Below are 21,371 nucleotides of genomic sequence, written 5' to 3'. Positions count from 1 at the left end.
TGTACGAGTTGTTATTGTATTTTTACAACTATGGAAAGTCCTTTTGACGATACCTATTTTATGAAAAAAGCTTTACAAGAAGCTGAAGCTGCTTTTGAAAAAGGTGAAATTCCCGTTGGTGCTGTTATCGTCATCAAGGATCGAATCATTGCCAGAGCCCACAATCTTACCGAACGGCTCAATGATGTTACTGCTCATGCCGAAATGCAAGCCATTACTGCTGCTGCTAATTTCTTAGGCGGGAAATATCTAACCGATTGTACTTTATATGTCACTTTAGAGCCTTGCCAAATGTGTGCTGGTGCTTTGTATTGGAGCCAAATTTCCAGAATTGTTTATGGCGCTCCTGATGATCAGCGTGGCTTTAAGACCCTTGGTACGACTTTACATCCCAAAACCCAAGTAATTAGTGGTGTTATGGCAGATGAAGCTTCAGAATTGCTAAAGCGTTTCTTTATTGAAAAGCGAAACCTGAATTGAGTTGCGTTAAGGATGGAGGCTTTGTTGGAGCTCTTTTTACGATCAGGAAAAAAGCGACTGCCGAGAGCCTGACGCTTTGAAGCGTAGCGAAAAGGGTAACACCCAGAATAGACATAAAAAAACGCCTAACTCTCGTTAGACGTTGAAACTGTAATAAAAAGTATATCTCTTAAATGATGCTGATATTAGCAGCAACCATTCCTTTTCTTCCTTCTTCTTCGGTGTACTCTACATTATCGCCTTCGCGTAATTCTAAACCATTAAGGTTAGACACGTGTACGAAAATGTCTTTTCCTGTTTCTTCGTTGGTAATGAATCCAAATCCTTTTGAATCATTAAAAAATTTAACTGTTCCAGTCATTGTAAAAAAAATAATATTAATTAAAGTACAAATGTACACTTAAAAATGACGCAACATGTTAATTTATTGTAATATTTTAAATAATTGAAAGTCAGTAGGTTTTGTTGCGTTGGTTTTCACGCATCTTATCGAGGTTCTCTTTAGTTAACATATAGTCTTTAATGTTCTTGTCTTTCCAACGGTAATAACTAAACAATGGAAAGACCACAATAAAGAGTCCGAGTACCCCAAAACCAATAAGTTTCTCAGTATAATCTACATCTAAAAAAAAGCCCAAAACAATGCTCGTCAATGAGGTTAAAAACGCTATTAAGGTGAAAACTTTTAAAAATTTCATTTGGCAAACAGCTTAGGAAGTAAAGTTAATTAATTCGCGTCGGTAAGCCGTCAATAGTTTAGACTTTGAGACAAATCCATAGTATTTACCATCTTTAATAACCGGAAGGTTCCAAGCACCTGTATCCTGAAATTTTCTCATGACCATTTTCATTGAATCCTGTTCATAAATGATATATTCTGGCGGATTATGCATAAAAGTCTCTACCGTTGTAGATTGGTAAAGGGCTTGGTCGAACATGACATCGCGAATGTTATCCAGTAAAATGATTCCAACCATTTGTTGCTGTTCATCAACCACTGGAAATAAATTACGACTCGACTTAGCAACACCTTTGTGCAGCATATCACCAAGAGTCATTTCGGGATGTAAAACCCTGAAGTTTTGCTCAATCACACTATCTAAGCGCATTAAAGTTAAGACGGATTGGTCTTTATCGTGTGTTAACAAAGCTCCTTTTTCGGCCAACTCTTTAGTATAAATAGTATGCTCAACGCCATTTTTGGTAATAATAAAGGACATGGAAACCGTAATCATCAATGGAACAAATAATTGATAACCACCTGTGATTTCTGCAATTAAAAATATGGCTGTCAATGGCGCATGTAGCACACCAGCAATCAATCCTGCCATTCCAATCAAAGTGAAATTCGATTCTGAAACTTGAAATCCCAATCCGATATTGTTGATGATTTTTGCCACAACATTCCCAAGAGCACTTCCCATAACCATTGTTGGTATGATGATTCCTCCAGCACCACCAGCAGCAAACGTAGTCGTCATGGCAATGGCTTTAAAAATGGTAATTCCTATGAGCAATGCTATAACGACCCAAATATTATCCAAATAGTCATCAAAAGGTGTTTTGCCCAAGGCGTGTAAGTGATTGCCTTCTAATAAATCATTTATAAAACCAAAACCTTCACCATAGAGTGGCGGAATAAAATACAACATAACACCAATAGCCAATCCCCCAACAATTAAACGTTGACCATTGGTTTTGAAGCGTTCGAAAAACTTATAAACTGCAAAATAGATTTTGGAAAAATATATCGATGCAATTCCTGTTCCTATCCCCAAAATAACAAAGAATAAAGTATCTCTTAGTGCAAATGGCGAAGACACGTTAAAATTGAACAACACGCTATTCCCTACAAAAAAATAGGAGGTCAATACCGAAGACACTGATGCAATCAACAATGGTAAAAGCGAAGCAAATGTAAGATCTAAGCTAAACACCTCAATTGCAAAAATAATAGCAGCAATAGGCGATTGGAAAATAGAGGCAATCGCACCTGCAGCAGCACATCCAATTAATAATGTTCTGGTCTTTCTATCGACATGGAATAGCCGACTTATATTAGAGCTTACCGCAGATGCCGAAGCAATAGCAGGACCAAGCAATCCGACCGAACCACCAAAACCAGCAGTGATTGGAGCAGTTATTAAGGGTAAGTAGATTTTACTGGGTTTTAAGAGTCCATTCTTCTTGGAAAGCGAGAACAATATACTTGGAATGGCATGTTCGACTTTGTGCTTGGAAACATATTTTACAAACAGATACACCAACCATAAACCGATGACAGGCAAAATGAAGTAAATACTATTTCGTGAAACAATAGCCAAGTGGTCTAAAACCCATTCGATACCATACGTTATGTTTTTGATGGTCACAGATACCAATCCAGATAACAAACCTATAAGCATTGCCAATAAAAACGTAAAGTTTTTCTGAGACATATACTTGTATCTCAGAAGCAATAATCGCTTTATCAGTTTTTGTGTTGGCATGATTAAATCTACTAAAAAATCCTGCATGATGCAGGATTTAGATTTAAGACTTTAGATTGAGTTTCAAATTCAGTTCTTTGAGCTGTTCCTCGTCAATTGGCGCAGGCGCATCAATCATGACATCTCGACCATTGTTATTTTTCGGAAACGCAATAAAATCACGAATCGTTTCTTGTCCGCCCAAAATAGCCACCAATCGATCCAATCCAAAGGCGAGTCCACCATGAGGTGGTGCTCCATACTGGAAGGCATCCATTAGGAATCCAAATTGTGCTTTGGCTTCTTCTTCAGAAAAACCAAGGTAATCAAACATCAAAGCCTGGGTCTTTTTATCGTGTATACGAATCGATCCACCTCCAATTTCGTTTCCATTCAATACCAAATCATAAGCATTTGCTTTTACGGCACCAGGATCGGTTTCCAACAATTCGAGTTGTCCTGGTTTTGGAGACGTAAACGGGTGGTGCATCGCGTGATAGCGTTTAGTATCTTCATCCCATTCCAACAATGGGAAATCCAAGACCCAAAGTGGTGCAAATTCATTTGGTTTACGTAAGCCTAAACGCTCAGCCAATTCCATACGTAAGGCGCTAAGCTGCGTTCTCACTTTATGGGTATCACCTGAAAGCACACAGATTAAATCTCCAGGTTTGGCTCCTGTTGCTTCAGCCCATTTTGCTAAATCGTCTTGATCGTAAAATTTATCAACAGATGATTTATAAGTTCCGTCTTCATTGCATCTACAATACACCATTCCCAAGGCTCCAATTTGTGGACGCTTCACCCAATCGATCAGTTTATCAATTTCTTTTCTTGTGTAGCTGTTTCCACCAGGAACAGCGATTCCAACGACCAATTCTGCAGAATTGAACACATTAAAATCTTTATGTTGTGCAACGTCATTAAGTTCTCCAAATTCCATCCCAAAGCGAATGTCTGGTTTGTCATTTCCGTAGAGACGCATGGCATCATCATAGAGCATTCTCGGGAATTTATCCACCTCAACGCCATTGACTTCTTTCAACAAATGACGTGTTAAGCCTTCAAAAGCATTTAAAATATCCTCCTGCTCAATAAATGCCATTTCGCAGTCTATCTGAGTAAACTCGGGCTGTCTGTCGGCACGTAAATCTTCATCCCTAAAACACTTTACGATTTGGAAATACTTATCCATGCCACCAACCATCAATAGTTGTTTAAAAGTTTGAGGTGATTGTGGCAAAGCGTAAAATTGTCCTTCATTCATACGTGATGGCACAACAAAATCACGCGCACCTTCAGGAGTGGATTTAATTAAATAAGGTGTTTCGACTTCAATAAATCCTTCTTTGGATAGATAGTTTCTAACCTCTTGAGTCACTTTATGCCTGAAGATCAAACTGTTTTTTACAGGGTTTCTACGGATGTCTAGATATCTGTATTTCATACGAAGTTCTTCGCCTCCATCAGTGTCATCTTCAATAGTGAAAGGTGGTAATAAGGCTTCATTCAAGATATTTAATTCAGACACTAAAACCTCGATATCACCTGTTGGGATATTAGGGTTTTTGGAAGCTCGTTCAATAACCTTCCCCTTCACCTGAATAACAAACTCACGACCTAAATCCTGCGCTTGATCCATCATGGTTTTAGAACTGCGTTCTTCATCAAACACCAATTGTGTGATTCCATAGCGATCTCTTAAATCGACCCAAACGATGAATCCTTTATCACGAGACTTTTGAACCCAACCTGAAAGCGTGACTTCAGTGTTGATATGTGAGGCGTTTAACTCACCACAGTTATGACTTCTGTACATAGTAAAAATTTGAACTGCAAATTTAGTGAAGTTAATGAATTATTGAAATGAAAAAGCCACAACATTTGTCGTGGCTCTTCCTGCTATTAATCAAACCTTTTCATTTTAAAGGTTCACACATTGATTTTACTCAAGTGTATTGTTAGAATCACTATTCGATTAATGTTAGCGATCCATTATATGTTAATTCTGATGCTGAGTCATCACACGATCTTTGTACATCCACATTTTAAGTCTCACACTTAAATAAAACAAGATTGGCACAACGACAAGTGTTAGAAATGTTGCTATTAATAAGCCGTAGATTACAGTCCATGCCAATGGACCCCAAAATACCACGTTATCTCCTCCCATGTAAATATTCGCATCAAAGTCTGATGCCAATGTGAAAAAGTTAATGTTAAGTCCGATAGCCAATGGAATCAACCCTAAAATCGTTGTGATTGCCGTTAACAATACAGGTCTTAAACGCGCTTTACCTGCTTTTACAATACTTTCGAACAAATAATCGCTTGTTAGGTATTGCTCTTCGTCTAAGTCGAATTCGTTTTTCTTTCTATCAATTAAAAGTTGTGCATAATCCAGTAAAACTACGCCATTATTCACCACGATACCTGCCAGGGAAATGATACCAACCATGGTCATCATAATCACAAATGCACTACCTGAAATCACGATTCCTCCAAAAACGCCTATAAAACTCAAGAAGATGGCCAGCATGATAATTGCAGGTTTGGATACCGAATTAAATTGGAAAATCAAGATGAAGAAGATCAAGCCCAAACCGGTAAAAAAGGCTCCCATCAAAAACGCCATTTGCTTGTTCTGTTCCTCAATTTGACCTGTATAATCTATTTTAATACCTTCAGGTAAGCCATCATAACCTTTCATTTCATTCTGAATTTGGTTGACAATAGCTCCTGCATCTGTATAACCTGGAGCCAATGCTGAATACACTGTTACAACTCGCTTGGTGTCCTTATGCTTAATCGCACTAAATCCAGAATTGTTCTTTTGCTTGGCAACAGCAGATAACGGAATTTCCTTGATTTGGCCTGTATTATCCCTAAATGTAATATTCTGGTTAAAGAGGGCGCTTTTGTTGTATCGATTATCTTTATTGAAACGTACATAAATATCAAAATCATCACCATCTTCTTTATAAATTCCAGCCTTTGCACCAAATATAGAGTTACGCAATTGGTCACCTATTTGCTTGGCACTAATGCCAAGTTCGCCTGCTTTTTCCCGATCAATCTCAACAATCATTGACGGCTTGTCTTTATTGACATCTATCTTGAGTTCATCAATACCAGCAATATTTTTTGAGTTGATAAACTCTCGCATTTGCTCTGCTGTAACAATAAGCTCATCGTAATCGTTTCCTTCAATTTCTATATTGATTGGAGAACCTGCTGGTGGACCATTGGCGTCTTTTTCTACTGAAATCAATACACCTGGATAAATTCCAACTAATGCTTCCTGAACTTTTTGACGTAACAGTTCACTATCTTCTCCTCGTCGGTATTTATATTCACGCATCGAGGCTGTAATTTTAGCTTTATGAGGCATTTCAGCAGAAGAACCACCATCGGTTTGTGGATTTCCAGCACCTTCACCTACTTGAGACACAGCACTCTCAACCAAGAAGTTTCGATCGCCATCCATGTACTGGTCTTGATTGATAACATCGTAAACACGTTTTTCAATTTGTTTTGTGATGGCATTGGTCTTCTCAATTGCAGTTCCTTCAGGATATTCAATATAGACTATGATTTGATTTGGCTTATTATCAGGGAAAAACTCAACTTTGGTTCGTTGTGTTCCCAAGGAAATTCCAAATGCTACGAATGACAAAATCAACAATAAAAATATCCCGACACTTATCACATAAGGTTTCTTTTTAGATAATGCCCATCGCAGTTGGTTTTCATACCAACTCTCTAGCTTAACCAAAGCTTTATTTTGGAAGCTGTTTGCCCAATTTCTGATAAATAATCGGTAAGCCCAAAGCATGATAGCAGTAAAAATCATGATGGTTCCTAACCCTCTGTAAGCACCTCCGAAAAACAAAATCAACAAACCTATTACAGCTATAATTACTGTAGTTTTTATAATCTGTTTTAAGGGCATTTCCTTATCATCAATCTTCATATAGCGGGATACCAATACAGAATTGAAAAAGATCGCTACAAACAAAGAGGAGCCTAAAACCACTGATAAGGTAATAGGAAGAATCTTCATGAACTCTCCCATAATACCTGGCCAAAGTCCGAGAGGAACAAAAGCCGCAACCGTCGTTAATGTGGAAATGATAATAGGAAAGGCAATCTCTCCAATACCTTTTTTAGCCGCTTCTATTCTAGGCATACCTTCCTCTTCCATGAGTCTGTATACATTCTCAACAACTACAATTCCGTTATCTACCAACATTCCAAGTCCCATAATAAGTCCAAACAACACCATAGTATTAAGACTATAGCCAATAATGTTAAGAATCATGAGAGACATGAACATCGACATTGGGATTGCAAAACCAACAAACAATGCATTTTTGAATCCTAAGAAGAACATCAAAACTGTCACCACCAGAATAACCCCAAAAATGATATTGTTGACCAAGTCATCAACTTGACCGATTGTTACTGAAGATTGGTCGTTTGTAATGGATACCTCTAAGTCTTGAGGAAATTCATTTTCAATCGCGTCTTGAACAATCACCTGTATTTGTTCAGCAGCTGCCACCATGTTTTTTCCAGCACGTTTCTTCACATCTAACATGACAACCGGTTCACCAGATTTTCTGGCAAAGGTGGTTTTGTCTTCCTCTTTGAAAGACACTGTAGCGACATCCTTTAAGTAAATGGCATTTCCATTTTCAGATTTAACCACAAAATTTTCCAATTCTGATGGCTCTTTAATCTCACCAATAACTCTTATAGTACGTCTTTGACCACTGGCTTTTAAATTTCCTGCAGATTGGGTTAGGTTACCATTTGCAATAGCACCAATAACGTCACTGAAGGTAACTTTAGCTGCCATCATCTTATAAATATCGACAGCAACTTCCACTTCTTTTTCTTGGGCACCTCTGATATCCGCCTTTTTGATTTCCTGTAAATCCTCAATTTCATCTTGAAGGTATTCGGCGAAATCCTTAAGTTTTTCAACTGGGTAATCTCCAGAAATATTGATATTCAAGATTGGCATTTCTTCTGAAAGGCTCAACTCAAAAACATCAGGTTCAACCTTTGCGCCATTAAATGTTGGCCAATCCTCACTAGACGTTTCCGTATCAATTTCATCCTTAACCTTTTGCTTGGCCTGTTCTACTGTAAGTCCTTCATCAAACTCGACAATCACCATTCCGTAGTCTTCCTGAGCTGTAGATGTAATTTCTACGACATTACTTACAGTTTTCAGTTTATCTTCCAACGGATCGATGATGAGCTTTTCAATATCTTCAGCCGTGTTTCCAGGAAACACCGTACTCACATAAATCTTGGTTTCATTAACTTCCGGAAAATTTTCTCTCGGCATACTGAAAAATGCCTTAATTCCAACATAGAAGAACACCAAGATCAAGACAAACATCGTGGTTTTGTTATTGATTGCCCACGACGACAAGCCAAATTCCTTATCTGTATTTTTTTTCTTTTTATTAGCCATTTGTGTCTTCGTTATAGTTAATCACCTCAACCGATTGACCGTCTCTCACACTTCGAGCACCTTCTTTGATGATTTCGGTACCACTCTCAATACCAGAAAGCACTTCTATAATGTCACCTTGTGTTTTACCCGTTTTGATAATGACGCGCTTGGCTTTTCCGATTCCCTTTTCATCTTTATCAGTAACCACATAAACATATTGGTCACCCTCTGCATTTTCAGAAATCAAACTTTGAGGAATTAATATGGCTTCTTCATTGGTATAATCGTTGATTTTCAATCTAGCAGTAAGGTTTGGTTTAATTGACTTGTCATTGTTTGGCACCGCTACCTCTACCTTAAACGTTCTGTTTGCAGGATTGATCACATCTCCTGCTTGTCGTATTTTGGTTTCTATAGTCTTGTTAAGAACAGGAAGCTCGACCGTAACATCCTTTCCTTCCACAACATCGCTCACATAACGCTCAGGTACTTCTGTTTCTATATACATATTGCTAAGATTTACAATACGCATTAGCTGAGTCTGTCCTGCAGCAACAACACTTCCTTTTTCTGTAATGACATCGTCAATAGTTCCTGAAAAAGGTGCCTTTACAATAGTTTTAGAAATTTGTTGTTGCAATTGGCTGACAGCCTCTTGCTGTGATTCATAACTTGATTTGGCTTGCAAATACTGTATTTCACTACCAATATTTTGATCCCAAAGTCGTTTTTGTCGCTCAAAAGTGGTTTTAGCCAAATCGGCTTGTATTTTTAATTGTGATAATTGTTGGCTCAAACCTCCATCGTCAATTTTGGCCAGTGTTTGACCTTTGCTAACTTTTTGTCCTTCTTTGACATAAACTTGGGTTAAGATCCCGTTATATTCAGGCGTGATGACTATTAAGTCTTTAGTGGTCACATTTCCTTGGAGTTCCAAAACATGGTAAAACGTTTCGGTTTTAGCAACAGTGGTTGTAATTAAAGGCACGTGTTGAACCGTATCTAAGCTTGAAATTTTTTGATCTAAAAGCTTGATTTTTTCATTGATAGCATCTTGCTCGTTCACCAATTCGCTACGCTTAGCTCTTATGGTTTCCAGGTTATTGCTTTCTAGAACCTTTTCTACGGAATTTTTCTTAGCCTCTCCACAGGATGCTAAAAAAATCGTTAGTAATAGTATTGAATATATGTTTTTCATCATTGGTTTTTTTGATTGATTAGTTTATTGATACAGTATTAAGTGCTGTTTCCAGTTCTGCTTTTTTATTGATCACATCCAGCATGGCCTGGAGCAATTCTTGTTGTGCTGAGTACAATTGGGTTTGTGCTTGGCGCAATTCGAAACTAGAACCAATTCCTTCAAAGAACTTGGTTTGGTTTTTTTGCTCGATACGCTCAGCAAGCCCAAGGTTTTCTTGCTTGTTCTGATAATCTTCAATCGCAAATTGATAATCACTTTTTGCAGAAGCTATCTGTAATTTTATTCTTTGTTCGGTTTCCGTTAATTCTGTTTGCGATTTTTCAAGATTGATTTGGGCACGTTGTGTCGCTGCACTTCGCATTCCTGAGCTAAAAATCGGAATATTCAAACTAAGTCCGAAAAGCGACGAGCCCAACCATTTTTGATCACTCTGAAAAAACGAGAAGTCATTACTAAACCCAGAATACCCACCATTCAAAAAGGCATTTAAGGTTGGTAAGGCTTTGCTTTTTTCCAACTTCACCAATAGTTCCTTCGATTTTTTATCATTTTCAGCAATACGATAATCGATGGTGTTTTCTGGATTGGCTTCTGTTTCTAGCAAGCCTATTGAAATATTCTCTTGTGTTAAGCTTTCCAAAGAATCGGTTAAGTCGAGTTCAGCTTCAATTTCTCTCCCTAGAGTTATATTAAGCATTTGATAGGCAAGTTTCTTTAATCTTGTTGTATTGTTCAAACTACTTTGAACTCCTGACAAGGTGATTTTCAATTGCTCAACACTTTCTTCTTCTTCCAAACCATTTTCATAAATCTTTGTTGTTTCAAAAAGATTTTTTTCTAAAACGTTTATGTTACGCTCTAAAATTTGAACACTTTCTTCAGCCAAAAGCACATTTCCATAGGCTTCAATAACCGATTTTCGTACTTCAAGATCTGTTTTGGTTTTGGCATTTTGTGAAATTTCCAAATAGACCTTTGCAGATTGTAACCCAACAATATAAGAACCATCAAAAATTTTCTGGTTTAGGGTTGCAAAGGCATTGAGACTTTGTTTTGTTCCAAAAATAACTTCAGCAAATTCACCTTCATTGCCACCAAAAAACTCCGCAGGAACCAATTGCACTTGCTGTTTAAGATAATTTTGATAATCTACACTAGCATTCAGCTGCGGTAATCCACTAGCTGTAGTTTCCCACTTTTGTTGCTTCGCAGCTTCTATATCCTTACTCGCATTTTGAGCTGTACGGTTATTTTCTAGGGCATAGTCAATAGCCTCTTGCAGACTAAAACTACTGTGGTTCTCTTCTTGAGCTAGATTGGGCCAAGAAACAAGCAACCCTAAAAGGATGATTAAAATATGTTTCATTGATTATTGTTTTGATTGATTTCTAAATAGTTGTTTAAGTAGTCAAGTCCTTTAGTAGTACATATGCCGCGTAAATGGTATTCCAAATAATGATTCATTAGCATTCGCATTGAAAAATGTTCTAAAGGAAATAGCGACTTGTCTTTTAATGCCATCATGCAGTTGAAATAGATTTTTGAAACGAACTCCACATTCAAATCGTCTCTAAACAATCCCATTTTTTTACCACGCTCTAAATTACATCCAACGCAATCTTGCATAACGCACAATTGCTTTTCCTTGATGTTGTGAAAGATTTTTGGATAATATTTTTCCAATTGGTATTGCGGAGATGATTTTTCATCCTTAAGATTTTTCATCAAAAACTGTTTGATTTCGTAGATCTCCTCAATTGGATTTTTCTCTTGATCTCGAATATCTTCAATGCCACTTGAAATGATCTCAAACAAAAACATTACTGTTTCCTCGACCAAGACTGTTTTATTTTCAAAATACTGATAGATGGTTTTTTTTGAAATCCCGTTAGCATTGGCAATGTCATCCATGGTTACGCTCTTAAACCCATAGGTTAAGAACAAATCGACTGCTGTTTTTAAAATATCTTGCTTCATAATAATGGGCAAAACTACGACAGGAAACTTTAAAAACAAAAATAGTTTCCAAAGTTTTAATGTTTTTTTAACATATCCTTAAACTACGATTGCAAATTGTTTGCAGTATTTTTGTTTCATGCAAAACATTGAGTTCTACCACGACGCCTTCGTAAAGCATCTCGAAGCTTACTTAACACCCAAATCTCCCAATACGCTTTATGATCCTATTCATTATATCATGAAGCTTGGCGGAAAACGTTTACGTCCTGTGTTAACATTAATGACTGCTGAAATTTTCGACTGTGATTACAAAAAAGCATTGGATGCAGCACTTAGCGTTGAGGTTTTTCACAATTTCTCATTGGTTCATGATGACATTATGGATGATGCACCTTTACGTCGAGGAAAGGATACTGTTCACGAAAAATGGGACGTGAATACAGGCATTCTCTCTGGAGACGCCATGCTCATTATGGCTTACCAATTGTTTGAAAATTACAATTCAAAGATTTTTCAAGATTTAGCAAAATTGTTTAGTAAAACAGCTCTTGAAGTTTGTGAAGGCCAGCAATATGATATTGATTTTGAAACGCGTGACGACGTAAGCATTCCAGAATATTTAAAGATGATTGAATACAAGACGGCTGTTTTGGTTGGTGCAGCCATGAAAATGGGTGCTATTGTCGCTGAAGCGTCTACATCTTGTCAAAATGCTATATACGATTTCGGGAAAAATCTTGGCATTGCCTTTCAGCTTCAGGACGATTACCTCGATGCTTTTGGAGATCCGGAAACCTTCGGAAAACAAATCGGTGGCGATATCATAGAAAACAAAAAAACCTTTTTATATCTGAAAGCTTTAGAGTTTTCAAGTACAGATGACAGTCAGCAACTGCAACATTTGTATAGCATTCGCCCAACCGATCCTACTGATAAAATTGAAACTGTAAAACAACACTTCATATCCAGCGGCAGTGCTGAGGCTACTAAAAAGGAAATCGAAGCTTATACAAATTCGGCTTATGAAGTTTTAGGCACTTTAAAAATATCTGAAAACCACAAAGAAATTTTAAAGGCTTTTGGTCGCAACCTCATGAACAGAAATGTATAATGACACTGCCTAAAACATATGACGCTCTTATTTCTGAAGCCAACACGCTCGATTTATATTCAAAATTAATCCAGCAAATAAATAAAGACTTCCATTTGGCAAATATTGACTTAGATTTTGAAAAGGACTTATCGCCAAAACAATTAAAGCAACAGCTTCATGAAATCGTGTTTCAGCTCATCAACGAAAAATTTGCAGAATACTTAAACCTACTTTACATTATTGATGTTTCAGAGCAAAAAATAAAAGGGTTGGATGGTCATGATACCTTAAAGCTTTCCGAAGAGGTTACATTTTTGATTCTGCAACGTGAATGGCAAAAAGTGTGGTTAAAAAATCAGTATTCCTAGAAGAAAACACGAACAAAAGGAATCCAAGGATCGGCATAAATGCTTTTATTCCGATCGTAAAGCAGATCGTAGCGAATACCAAAAGTAACGTTCCGATTTCTGTAGCCTAGTCCGACAAATAAGGCAGGATACCAATATTTGTCATCTTCAAAATTGGGATTTTCAAACGTTCGATTCACATGTAACTCTTCAAATTCTGTAGATACTTGTAATTCTGGAATTGGATTATATAAACCCAAAACGCTAGCTCCAAAAATGGTTGATTTAAAGAAGTCCTTTTGTTTATTATAGGTTCCATTAAGTCCCAATCCAGCAGCAAATTTTGAATTGAATTGATAAATGGCACTTGGGGCAAGTGTTCCACTAAAAAATCCATCCCCAAAACTAAGTCCGACAGCACCTCCAAAACGAACCTTGCTCCAAAATTTATTTTTTGTGGTATCCTCTTGAGAAAAACAAAAGGTCGAAACTATCAAAAATAAGCCCATCAATATTGCGCTTTTCTTAAGAAATTGCCTAGGAAAATCCATAATCCAAAAATTGCGTTAAAATTAGGTTTATAAATATACCAAAAGCATATCTATTTTTTTTAAATGTTGTATTTTTGACTAAATTTTGTTGAAGCAAAACGACTTAGACCATTTCAATGGACAAATATTCCTTTTTAAACGCAGCACATACAGCCTACTTTGCTGATTTATACGAACAATACCTTAAAAATCCTGATTCTGTAGAGCCTAGTTGGAGAGCCTTTTTTCAAGGTTACGATTTTGGTAGCGAAAGCTATGGCATGGACCAAGACATTATTGAAGGGGTTTCTACGCAAATTCCTGAGCATGTTCAAAAGGAATTTCAGGTTGTTAAGCTTATCGATGGATACAGAAACAGAGGCCACCTATTTACCAAAACCAATCCTGTAAGGGAACGTCGTAAATATGCTCCTACTCTTGAAATCGAAAACTTTGGCCTTTCTCAAAGTGACTTGAGTACGGTGTTTTCAGCAGGAGAAATATTAGGAATTGGAAAATCCACCCTTCAGGATATCATCAACCACCTCGAACGCATCTATTGTGATTCGATAGGTGTAGAGTATATGTACATTAGAAAACCTGAGGAAATTGAGTGGATTCAAAGCAAACTTAATATCAATGACAATCAGCCTAAGTTTTCTGCTGACGAAAAGAAGGATATCTTAAGAAAACTCAATGAAGCGGTTTCTTTTGAGAACTTTTTACATACCAAGTATGTAGGTCAAAAGCGTTTTTCACTTGAAGGAAACGAATCGCTTATTCCTGCTTTAGACTCCTTGATAGAAAGTGCCGCGCAACACGGTGTTAAGGAATTTGTTATGGGTATGGCTCATCGTGGCCGACTCAACACCTTAACCAATATCTTTGGAAAATCTGCAAAAGACATCTTTAGTGAATTTGACGGTAAAGATTATGAGCAGGAAGTGTTTGATGGTGATGTTAAATACCATTTGGGCTGGACCAGTGACCGCAAGACAAATGGTGGAAAGCAAATCAACTTAAGTATTGCGCCTAACCCATCACATTTAGAAACCGTTGGTGCTATCGTTGAAGGTATTGCAAGAGCAAAACAAGATGAGAAATATTCAGACGATCCTTCGCAAGTGCTTCCTATTGTAGTACATGGTGATGCCGCAATAGCCGGACAAGGAATCGTTTACGAAGTGGTTCAAATGGCAAAGCTTGATGGCTACAAAACCAACGGTACCATTCATATAGTTGTCAATAATCAAATTGGATTTACAACCAATTATCTCGATGGAAGGTCAAGTACCTATTGTACAGATGTTGGTAAAGTTACCTTGTCGCCTGTATTACACGTTAATGCAGATGATGCTGAAGCTGTGGTACACGCGATGCTTTTTGCATTACACTTCAGAATGAAATTTAAGCGTGATGTGTTTATTGATTTATTGGGTTATAGAAAATATGGACACAATGAAGGTGACGAACCAAGATTTACCCAACCAAAACTTTACAAAGCTATTTCCAAACATCAAAATCCAAGAGATATTTATGCCGAAAAGCTAATCTCTGAAGGTGTTATTGATAAAAGCTTTGTGTCGCAATTGGAAAAAGAATACAAAGACAAATTAGAGGAAAACCTCGAAGACTCAAGAAAAGAGGACAAAACCATTATCACACCATTTATGGCCAGTAAATGGGAAGATTACACAACCGTTGTTGAAGACAAAATGGTGGAAGTGGTTGACACAACCGTTCCAAAATCTGACTTAGAGAGAATTACCAAAGTTATTTCCTCTTTGCCTGAAGACAAGAAATTCATTCGTAAAATAGAACGATTGATTCAATCACGTCAAACAATGTTTGATGAAAACAAACTAGATTGGGCAATGGCTGAACACCTTGCCTACGGAACCTTATTAGACGAAGGTTTTGATGTGCGTATTTCTGGTCAAGATGTAGAACGTGGCACCTTTTCACATAGACATGCTGTAGTGAAAGTTGAAGACAGTGAAGAGGAAATCCTTCTACTGAATCAAATAAGTGACCAACAAGGAAAATTCTACATATACAACTCATTACTTTCTGAATATGGCGTGGTCGGATTTGATTATGGTTATGCCATGGCTAGTCCAAAAACACTTACCATTTGGGAAGCACAGTTTGGTGACTTCAGTAATGGAGCACAAATCATGATTGACCAATATATTTCCGCTGCGGAGGATAAGTGGAAAATACAAAACGGACTCGTAATGTTATTACCTCATGGCTATGAAGGTCAAGGTGCAGAACACTCTTCGGGACGTATGGAGCGTTATCTGCAATTATGCGCCAAAGACAACATGTTTGTAGCTGATTGTACGACACCTGCTAACATGTACCATTTGCTTCGCAAACAAATGAAAGCAAATTTCAGAAAGCCTTTAATTGTATTCACTCCAAAAAGTTTACTCAGACATCCTCAGGTGATTTCCACGGTTGATGAATTTGCTAATGGCAGTTTCCAAATGTTGATTGATGATAAAAACGTAGAGGCAAAGGATGTGAAGACTTTGGTATTTATGACTGGTAAATTCTATTATGACTTGCTGGAAGAACGTGAAAATTTGAAACGAAAAGACGTGGCCTTAGTGAGAATAGAACAGTTGTTCCCGCTACCTGAAAAAGAGATAAAGAACGTTATTGCCAAATATAAAAATGCTGATGATATCGTTTGGGCTCAAGAAGAACCTAGAAATATGGGAGCATACAGCCATATGTTAATGCATCTTGATGAAGCTAAAACATTTAGAGCTGCTTCAAGACGACCTTATGCAGCACCTGCAGCGGGAAGCAGTGTGCGTTCTAAAAAACGACACCAAGAAGTGATTGATTTTGTTTTTGATAAAACCAAAAACAACCAACGTAAATAAACCCCAAAAGGGAAACTAAAAAACACGAAACAAACGCATAAACAAATTATAGAACGATGATTTTAGAAATGAAAGTTCCATCTCCAGGTGAATCCATTACAGAAGTTGAGATTGCTGAATGGCTGGTTCAAGATGGAGATTATGTTGAAAAAGATCAAGCTATTGCTGAGGTTGATAGTGATAAAGCCACATTGGAATTACCTGCTGAAGCTAGTGGAACCATTACACTTAAAGCTGAAGTTGGCGATGCTGTTGAAGTTGGTGCAGTAGTTTGCTTGATTGATACCAGTGCTGAAAAACCAAGTGATACTCCTGAAACTTATAAAGGTGGTGGAGATGAAGGTGGTGCCAACAAGGAGGAAACCAAAGAATTGATGAAAGATTTGAATTCTGGTGAAACCAAAGCTAATCATGAAAAAGCACCTGCTCCGACAAATAAAACTTATGCAAGTGGCACAGCAAGTCCTGCAGCCAAAAAAGTTTTAGCCGAAAAAGGGATTGATGCATCCACTGTTCAGGGCACTGGGAAAGATGGTCGTATCACAAAAGAAGATGCAATAAATGCGGTGCCTTCTATGGGAACGCCTACAGGTGGAAATAGAGGTTCATCTCGAAGTAAGATGTCGATGTTGCGTCGTAAAGTTGCTGAGCGTTTGGTTGAAGCTAAAAACACAACAGCGATGTTGACCACGTTCAATGAGGTTGACATGACACCAATTTTCGATATCAGAAAACAGTACAAAGAAGAGTTCAAAGCAAAACATGGCGTAGGTCTAGGATTCATGAGTTTCTTTACTTTAGCTGTAGTTCGTGCACTAAAGATGTATCCTGCAGTGAACTCAATGATAGATGGAAAAGAAATGATCTCTTATGATTTTTGCGATATCAGTATTGCGGTTTCTGGTCCAAAAGGTCTTATGGTTCCTGTGATTAGAAATGCTGAAAATCTTAGTTTTAGAGGTGTAGAATCTGAAGTAAAACGTTTAGCGCTTCGTGCTCGTGACGGACAAATTACTGTTGATGAAATGACTGGAGGAACATTTACAATTTCTAATGGTGGTGTCTTTGGAAGTATGCTATCTACACCTATTATCAATCCTCCGCAGAGTGGTATCTTAGGAATGCACAATATTGTTGAACGACCAGTTGCTGTTGATGGAAAAGTAGAAATCAGACCAATCATGTATGTAGCCTTATCTTATGATCACAGAATCATTGATGGGAAAGAATCTGTTGGGTTCTTGGTGGCGGTTAAGGAGGCCTTAGAAAATCCAATAGAGTTACTAATGGATAACAACATTACAAAAGCCTTGGAAATGTAATTGAATTTTCAACTGCTTTAAAACTAAAAAAGCGCAATCCGAAGATATTTGGATTGCGCTTTTTTCCCTAATAAAATAACTAACTAATAACTAAAAAAAATTAACAAGAATATTTACTGCAATGATTACAACAGCGCTAATAATTAAGCCTGTTATGAATATTTTGTTGGTTAGACTTGCTCTGTGTTTCATTGTATCCATTTTTATACGATTTTATGATTGTTTTAAATAAAGCTCTGGGACTTATCGCCCCAGAACTTTACACCCTATAACTAATTACTTGTTAATTAAAAATGTAATTAGTTGTTATTCATAATCCCTAATACAAATAACTGTTGTAAAACTCGCTAATTAATCTAAGCAGCACAATACGTAGTTCTACGTATTTTTTAAAACTTAAAATGTAATCTGTTGGTTTTAAACTTTTTGTAAAATGTTAAAATCAATAATTAAATAAAAAAAGGCTCCAGGTTTAAAAATTCCTAGAGCCTTTATCCTTTATTTCAAAAGGAAATTGATTAATAGCATTACAAACTTCGATAAATATGTCATACGAAACAATACGTAGTTCTACGTATTTTTAGACAAAAAGGCTTCGTGTTCTTTTGCAAAAAGAAAAATACTATTGGCACTGGAGGCCAGTTTCAATTTAGAACGAATGTTGCTTTTGTGCTTTTCTACTGTACGATCAGAACAGAAAAGTATTTCAGCTATTTCCTTAGCCGTTTTGTTTTGAGCAGTTAAAGCTAATACTCGTTTCTCAGTATCGGTCAACAGTTTAATTTCTTCAGGTACGGTTTTTATTTCGAGATACTCAATGAGTTCCGGACTAAAATAAGAACGCCCTTCAAGAACCTTGTCAATACAATGCTCTACCTCATCAATAGCAAACTCCTTCAATATATAACCGTATACACCATGTGATTTTGCTTGATTATAGATGTCCTCACTTTTTTCAAAGGTAATAATGACCATCTTTGTGGAAAGACCTTCTTGTTTACATTTTTCAGCTACTTGCAAACCCGTTAAGTGAGGCATTTGTATATCTAAAATGGCTATTTCAGGTTCGTGTGCCTTAATTAAAGTAAACGCTTCTTTTCCATTTTTGGCACTAGCAACAACATTATATCCTTTTTCAAGGAGAAAATCTTGAAGACCTTTTAAAATTAGTGGATGATCATCTGCAATGACAATAGATGTTGACATTGATTACATGTATTGAGGGATTCGTTATAAAGATAAGCACAATATATAAAACAGTAAGCGAAGTACTACAATTTTAAATACACATATTTTTTTTGATAGTCGATAATTGCTTTCGCTTTCTTTAAAATATCTGCACCAATAATTCCATCCACAGGCTTGGAGTCATGATTGGTTAAAGCAGTATTGACATGGGTTAAATTGAAAAGGATAAGAGCAACTTTATCTTTTTTCCACTTGCCTATTTTCATTTTGTTTTTCTTGGAAATTTGAGTTAACATATCAATGGCTCCAGCACCAGCTGCCTTAATATCACTATCGTCGGCTTTTAATTTAAAGGTCTCTATACCTTCAAAACCCACACAAGAATTTGAAGCTCCTGTATCGAGAATAAAACGCCCTTTTTGTCCATTAATCTTTGCTATAATCTCAAAATGATTGGTCTTTGTTAAATGTAATTTGACTTTGGTATAGCCTCTGTCCAACAAAAACTCCTGTAAACTTTCCATAACAATATTGTTTTTACAAATATAGTCTTATAAAACAATTATTTTTGCAGCATGATTATTACAGATACCCATACACATTTATATAGTGAAGCTTTTGTAGAGGATAGAGCAGAAATGATTCAGCGTGCCATCGATGCCAATGTACGTCGTTTTTTTATTCCTGCAATAGACTCGAGTTATACCAAATCGATGTTTGAGTTGGAAGCCCAATATCCTGACCACATGTTTTTGATGATGGGATTGCATCCTACTTCAGTTAAAGAGAATTACAAGGAAGAATTAAAACATGTTGAGCAACTTTTAAGTCAAAGAAAATTTTATGCTGTTGGCGAAATTGGAATTGATTTGTATTGGGACACTTCTACTTTAGGAATTCAAAAAGATGCTTTTAAATACCAAATCCGTTTGGCAAAACAGTACAACTTGCCCATTGTGATTCATTGTAGGGAAGCCTTTGATGAAATTTTTGAAGTTTTAGATACCGAAAAAGATGATAAATTATTTGGTATCTTTCATTGTTTCACAGGAACCGAAGCACAAGCACAACAGGCTATTTCCTATAATATGAAATTGGGAATTGGTGGTGTGGCCACTTTCAAAAATGGAAAAATAGATCAGTTTTTAAATCACATCGATTTACGTCATATTGTTTTGGAAACCGATTCACCCTATCTAGCACCAAAACCATTCCGTGGCAAACGCAATGAAAGTGCATACCTTGTTAAGGTATTGGAAAAGTTATCCGAGATTTATGGTGTTTCCGAAGAAAAAATTGCCGAAATTACTACTCAGAATTCAAAAGACGTTTTTGGTATTTAAACTATGTCTACGCCACAACCACACATATTATTGGTCTACACAGGAGGAACCATCGGGATGATAAAAGATCCTGATACTGGTGCCTTAAAAGCATTTGATTTCGATAATTTGTTGGACCGCATTCCAGAGCTAAAGTTATTAGATTGCCATATTAGCACGACCTCTTTTCACAAACCAATCGACTCGAGCAACATGCATCCTGATTATTGGGTTATTATTGCTGAAATTATTGAAAATGCCTATGACAACTATGACGGTTTTGTAGTGCTTCATGGAAGTGATACGATGAGTTATTCGGCCTCTGCCTTGAGCTTTATGTTCGAAAACCTATCCAAGCCCATCATTTTTACGGGATCGCAATTGCCTATTGGCGACTTGCGTACTGATGCTAAGGAAAACCTGATTACCTCAATTCAAATGGCGTCTCTACAAAAAAACGGAAGACCTATTTTGAGAGAGGTCGGATTGTACTTTGAGTATAAATTGTATCGTGGTAATCGCACCACAAAAATCAATGCCGAACACTTTGAAGCTTTTGAGTCCTTAAATTATCCTCATCTCGCCGAATCTGGTGTACACTTAAAAGTTTCTGAGGAATTTTTGTTCAAGCCCAACACTAGAAAAAAGTTGGTCGTTCATAAAACATTTGATACCAATATTACTTTAATCAAAATGTTTCCGGGAATTTCAGAACCTGTTATAAAAAACATTCTTGAAACACCAGGCTTGAAAGGTGTCGTTCTAGAAACCTATGGTGCAGGAAATACTACGACCCAAAGTTGGTTTACAGACCTCTTGAAAGACACCATTAAAAAAGGCATTCCGATAATTAATGTTACACAATGTTCTGGTGGAAGCGTCATGATGGGACAATATGAAACCAGCTCGAAGTTAAAGCAAATTGGTGTGATTTCCGGAAAAGATATCACTACGGAAGCTGCTGTAACCAAGTTGATGTTCATGTTAGGGGAACGCATTTCTTCAAAAGCGTTTAAAACCATCTTTGAAACCTCTTTGAGAGGAGAAATGAGCTGATAAATTTTAAGCTTCGGATTTTTTTACAGAAATTTGCG

At 36.9% G+C, this 21,371-nt stretch carries 18 protein-coding genes; 7 read left to right on the top strand and 11 right to left on the bottom strand.

The features are described 5' to 3' along the window. Positions 1-30: 30 nt before the first annotated feature. On the top strand, positions 31-480 hold the full coding sequence (locus AB9K26_RS12955) for a nucleoside deaminase (protein ID WP_369972978.1): 450 nt from the start codon (positions 31-33) through the stop codon (positions 478-480). Positions 481-649: 169 nt separating this feature from the next. Here AB9K26_RS12955 and AB9K26_RS12950 read toward each other — a convergent pair whose 3' ends face one another. From AB9K26_RS12950 to AB9K26_RS12915, 8 genes are all read right to left on the bottom strand, one after another. After that, positions 650-841, bottom strand: a complete 192-nt coding sequence (locus AB9K26_RS12950) for a cold-shock protein (protein ID WP_369972977.1) — start codon at positions 839-841, stop codon at positions 650-652. A 91-nt stretch (positions 842-932) separates the two neighbouring features. After that, entirely contained in the window at positions 933-1,178 is a 246-nt protein-coding gene (locus AB9K26_RS12945; RefSeq protein WP_369972976.1) for a hypothetical protein, read from the bottom strand. A 12-nt stretch (positions 1,179-1,190) separates the two neighbouring features. Beyond that, positions 1,191-2,996: a chloride channel protein gene (locus AB9K26_RS12940; protein WP_369972975.1), complete on the bottom strand. Its 1,806-nt coding sequence runs from the start codon at positions 2,994-2,996 to the stop codon at positions 1,191-1,193. Positions 2,997-3,012: 16 nt separating this feature from the next. Continuing rightward, positions 3,013-4,767, bottom strand: a complete 1,755-nt coding sequence (gene aspS / locus AB9K26_RS12935) for an aspartate--tRNA ligase (protein ID WP_369972974.1) — start codon at positions 4,765-4,767, stop codon at positions 3,013-3,015. A 183-nt stretch (positions 4,768-4,950) separates the two neighbouring features. Beyond that, on the bottom strand, positions 4,951-8,436 hold the full coding sequence (locus tag AB9K26_RS12930) for an efflux RND transporter permease subunit (protein ID WP_369972973.1): 3,486 nt from the start codon (positions 8,434-8,436) through the stop codon (positions 4,951-4,953). Beyond that, positions 8,429-9,616 carry an efflux RND transporter periplasmic adaptor subunit gene (locus AB9K26_RS12925; protein ID WP_369972972.1) on the bottom strand — a complete coding sequence of 396 codons (1,188 nt, stop codon included), beginning with the start codon at positions 9,614-9,616 and terminating at the stop codon, positions 8,429-8,431. Before AB9K26_RS12925 ends, AB9K26_RS12930 begins: the two co-directional genes overlap by 8 nt. Before the next feature lie 19 nt (positions 9,617-9,635). After that, a complete protein-coding gene (locus AB9K26_RS12920) occupies positions 9,636-10,985 on the bottom strand; it encodes a TolC family protein (protein WP_369972971.1) in 1,350 nt (449 codons plus the stop codon). Then, the gene (locus AB9K26_RS12915; RefSeq protein ID WP_369972970.1) at positions 10,982-11,596 is read right to left on the bottom strand and encodes a TetR/AcrR family transcriptional regulator; all 615 of its coding nucleotides are present in this window, start codon (positions 11,594-11,596) and stop codon (positions 10,982-10,984) included. The genes AB9K26_RS12920 and AB9K26_RS12915 overlap by 4 nt, the downstream gene beginning before the upstream one ends. A 118-nt stretch (positions 11,597-11,714) precedes the next feature. On the opposite strand from AB9K26_RS12915, the gene AB9K26_RS12910 reads away from it, so the two are divergent. Together AB9K26_RS12910 and AB9K26_RS12905 are read left to right on the top strand one after the other, a co-directional pair. Further along, positions 11,715-12,689 carry a polyprenyl synthetase family protein gene (locus tag AB9K26_RS12910; RefSeq protein ID WP_369972969.1) on the top strand — a complete coding sequence of 325 codons (975 nt, stop codon included), beginning with the start codon at positions 11,715-11,717 and terminating at the stop codon, positions 12,687-12,689. Next, the gene (locus tag AB9K26_RS12905) at positions 12,689-13,039 is read left to right on the top strand and encodes a hypothetical protein (RefSeq protein ID WP_369972968.1); all 351 of its coding nucleotides are present in this window, start codon (positions 12,689-12,691) and stop codon (positions 13,037-13,039) included. Before AB9K26_RS12910 ends, AB9K26_RS12905 begins: the two co-directional genes overlap by 1 nt. Here the strand turns inward: AB9K26_RS12905 and AB9K26_RS12900 are convergent. Next, a complete protein-coding gene (locus AB9K26_RS12900; RefSeq protein ID WP_369972967.1) occupies positions 13,036-13,527 on the bottom strand; it encodes an alpha-ketoglutarate decarboxylase in 492 nt (163 codons plus the stop codon). The genes AB9K26_RS12905 and AB9K26_RS12900 overlap by 4 nt on opposite strands. Positions 13,528-13,685: 158 nt before the next feature. Between AB9K26_RS12900 and AB9K26_RS12895 the strand changes: the two genes are divergently transcribed. After that, positions 13,686-16,445: a 2-oxoglutarate dehydrogenase E1 component gene (locus AB9K26_RS12895; RefSeq protein WP_369972966.1), complete on the top strand. Its 2,760-nt coding sequence runs from the start codon at positions 13,686-13,688 to the stop codon at positions 16,443-16,445. 56 nt (positions 16,446-16,501) lie between these two features. Beyond that, positions 16,502-17,767, top strand: coding sequence for a 2-oxoglutarate dehydrogenase complex dihydrolipoyllysine-residue succinyltransferase (gene odhB, locus AB9K26_RS12890; RefSeq protein ID WP_369972965.1), 1,266 nt, complete (start codon positions 16,502-16,504; stop codon positions 17,765-17,767). A 570-nt stretch (positions 17,768-18,337) separates the two neighbouring features. Here the strand turns inward: odhB and AB9K26_RS12885 are convergent. Then, on the bottom strand, positions 18,338-18,973 hold the full coding sequence (locus tag AB9K26_RS12885) for a response regulator (RefSeq protein ID WP_369972964.1): 636 nt from the start codon (positions 18,971-18,973) through the stop codon (positions 18,338-18,340). 65 nt (positions 18,974-19,038) lie between these two features. Next, positions 19,039-19,479 carry a retropepsin-like aspartic protease gene (locus AB9K26_RS12880; protein WP_369972963.1) on the bottom strand — a complete coding sequence of 147 codons (441 nt, stop codon included), beginning with the start codon at positions 19,477-19,479 and terminating at the stop codon, positions 19,039-19,041. A 51-nt stretch (positions 19,480-19,530) separates the two neighbouring features. Here AB9K26_RS12880 and AB9K26_RS12875 point away from each other — a divergent pair, with 51 nt between their 5' ends. Together AB9K26_RS12875 and AB9K26_RS12870 are read left to right on the top strand one after the other, a co-directional pair. Next, positions 19,531-20,298: a TatD family hydrolase gene (locus AB9K26_RS12875; protein WP_369972962.1), complete on the top strand. Its 768-nt coding sequence runs from the start codon at positions 19,531-19,533 to the stop codon at positions 20,296-20,298. 3 nt (positions 20,299-20,301) lie between these two features. Further along, entirely contained in the window at positions 20,302-21,333 is a 1,032-nt protein-coding gene (locus AB9K26_RS12870) for an asparaginase (protein WP_369972961.1), read from the top strand. The last annotated feature ends 38 nt before the right edge of the window (positions 21,334-21,371 follow it).

The sequence above is a fragment of the Psychroserpens sp. XS_ASV72 genome (assembly GCF_041224425.1).
GTDB lineage: Bacteria > Bacteroidota > Bacteroidia > Flavobacteriales > Flavobacteriaceae > Psychroserpens.
This window is presented reverse-complemented; position numbering and strand designations above follow the sequence as displayed.

Excerpts from the sequence above, each read along its gene's own strand:
- AB9K26_RS12955 (WP_369972978.1), top strand. The coding sequence starts at position 31 with ATGGAAAGTCCTTTTGACGATACCTATTTTATGAAAAAAGCTTTACAA.
- AB9K26_RS12950 (WP_369972977.1), bottom strand. The coding sequence starts at position 841 with ATGACTGGAACAGTTAAATTTTTTAATGATTCAAAAGGATTTGGATTC.
- AB9K26_RS12945 (WP_369972976.1), bottom strand. The coding sequence starts at position 1,178 with ATGAAATTTTTAAAAGTTTTCACCTTAATAGCGTTTTTAACCTCATTG.
- AB9K26_RS12940 (WP_369972975.1), bottom strand. The coding sequence starts at position 2,996 with ATGCAGGATTTTTTAGTAGATTTAATCATGCCAACACAAAAACTGATA.
- aspS (WP_369972974.1), bottom strand. The coding sequence starts at position 4,767 with ATGTACAGAAGTCATAACTGTGGTGAGTTAAACGCCTCACATATCAAC.
- AB9K26_RS12930 (WP_369972973.1), bottom strand. The coding sequence starts at position 8,436 with ATGGCTAATAAAAAGAAAAAAAATACAGATAAGGAATTTGGCTTGTCG.
- AB9K26_RS12925 (WP_369972972.1), bottom strand. The coding sequence starts at position 9,616 with ATGAAAAACATATATTCAATACTATTACTAACGATTTTTTTAGCATCC.
- AB9K26_RS12920 (WP_369972971.1), bottom strand. The coding sequence starts at position 10,985 with ATGAAACATATTTTAATCATCCTTTTAGGGTTGCTTGTTTCTTGGCCC.
- AB9K26_RS12915 (WP_369972970.1), bottom strand. The coding sequence starts at position 11,596 with ATGAAGCAAGATATTTTAAAAACAGCAGTCGATTTGTTCTTAACCTAT.
- AB9K26_RS12910 (WP_369972969.1), top strand. The coding sequence starts at position 11,715 with ATGCAAAACATTGAGTTCTACCACGACGCCTTCGTAAAGCATCTCGAA.
- AB9K26_RS12905 (WP_369972968.1), top strand. The coding sequence starts at position 12,689 with ATGACACTGCCTAAAACATATGACGCTCTTATTTCTGAAGCCAACACG.
- AB9K26_RS12900 (WP_369972967.1), bottom strand. The coding sequence starts at position 13,527 with ATGGGCTTATTTTTGATAGTTTCGACCTTTTGTTTTTCTCAAGAGGAT.
- AB9K26_RS12895 (WP_369972966.1), top strand. The coding sequence starts at position 13,686 with ATGGACAAATATTCCTTTTTAAACGCAGCACATACAGCCTACTTTGCT.
- odhB (WP_369972965.1), top strand. The coding sequence starts at position 16,502 with ATGATTTTAGAAATGAAAGTTCCATCTCCAGGTGAATCCATTACAGAA.
- AB9K26_RS12885 (WP_369972964.1), bottom strand. The coding sequence starts at position 18,973 with ATGTCAACATCTATTGTCATTGCAGATGATCATCCACTAATTTTAAAA.
- AB9K26_RS12880 (WP_369972963.1), bottom strand. The coding sequence starts at position 19,479 with ATGGAAAGTTTACAGGAGTTTTTGTTGGACAGAGGCTATACCAAAGTC.
- AB9K26_RS12875 (WP_369972962.1), top strand. The coding sequence starts at position 19,531 with ATGATTATTACAGATACCCATACACATTTATATAGTGAAGCTTTTGTA.
- AB9K26_RS12870 (WP_369972961.1), top strand. The coding sequence starts at position 20,302 with ATGTCTACGCCACAACCACACATATTATTGGTCTACACAGGAGGAACC.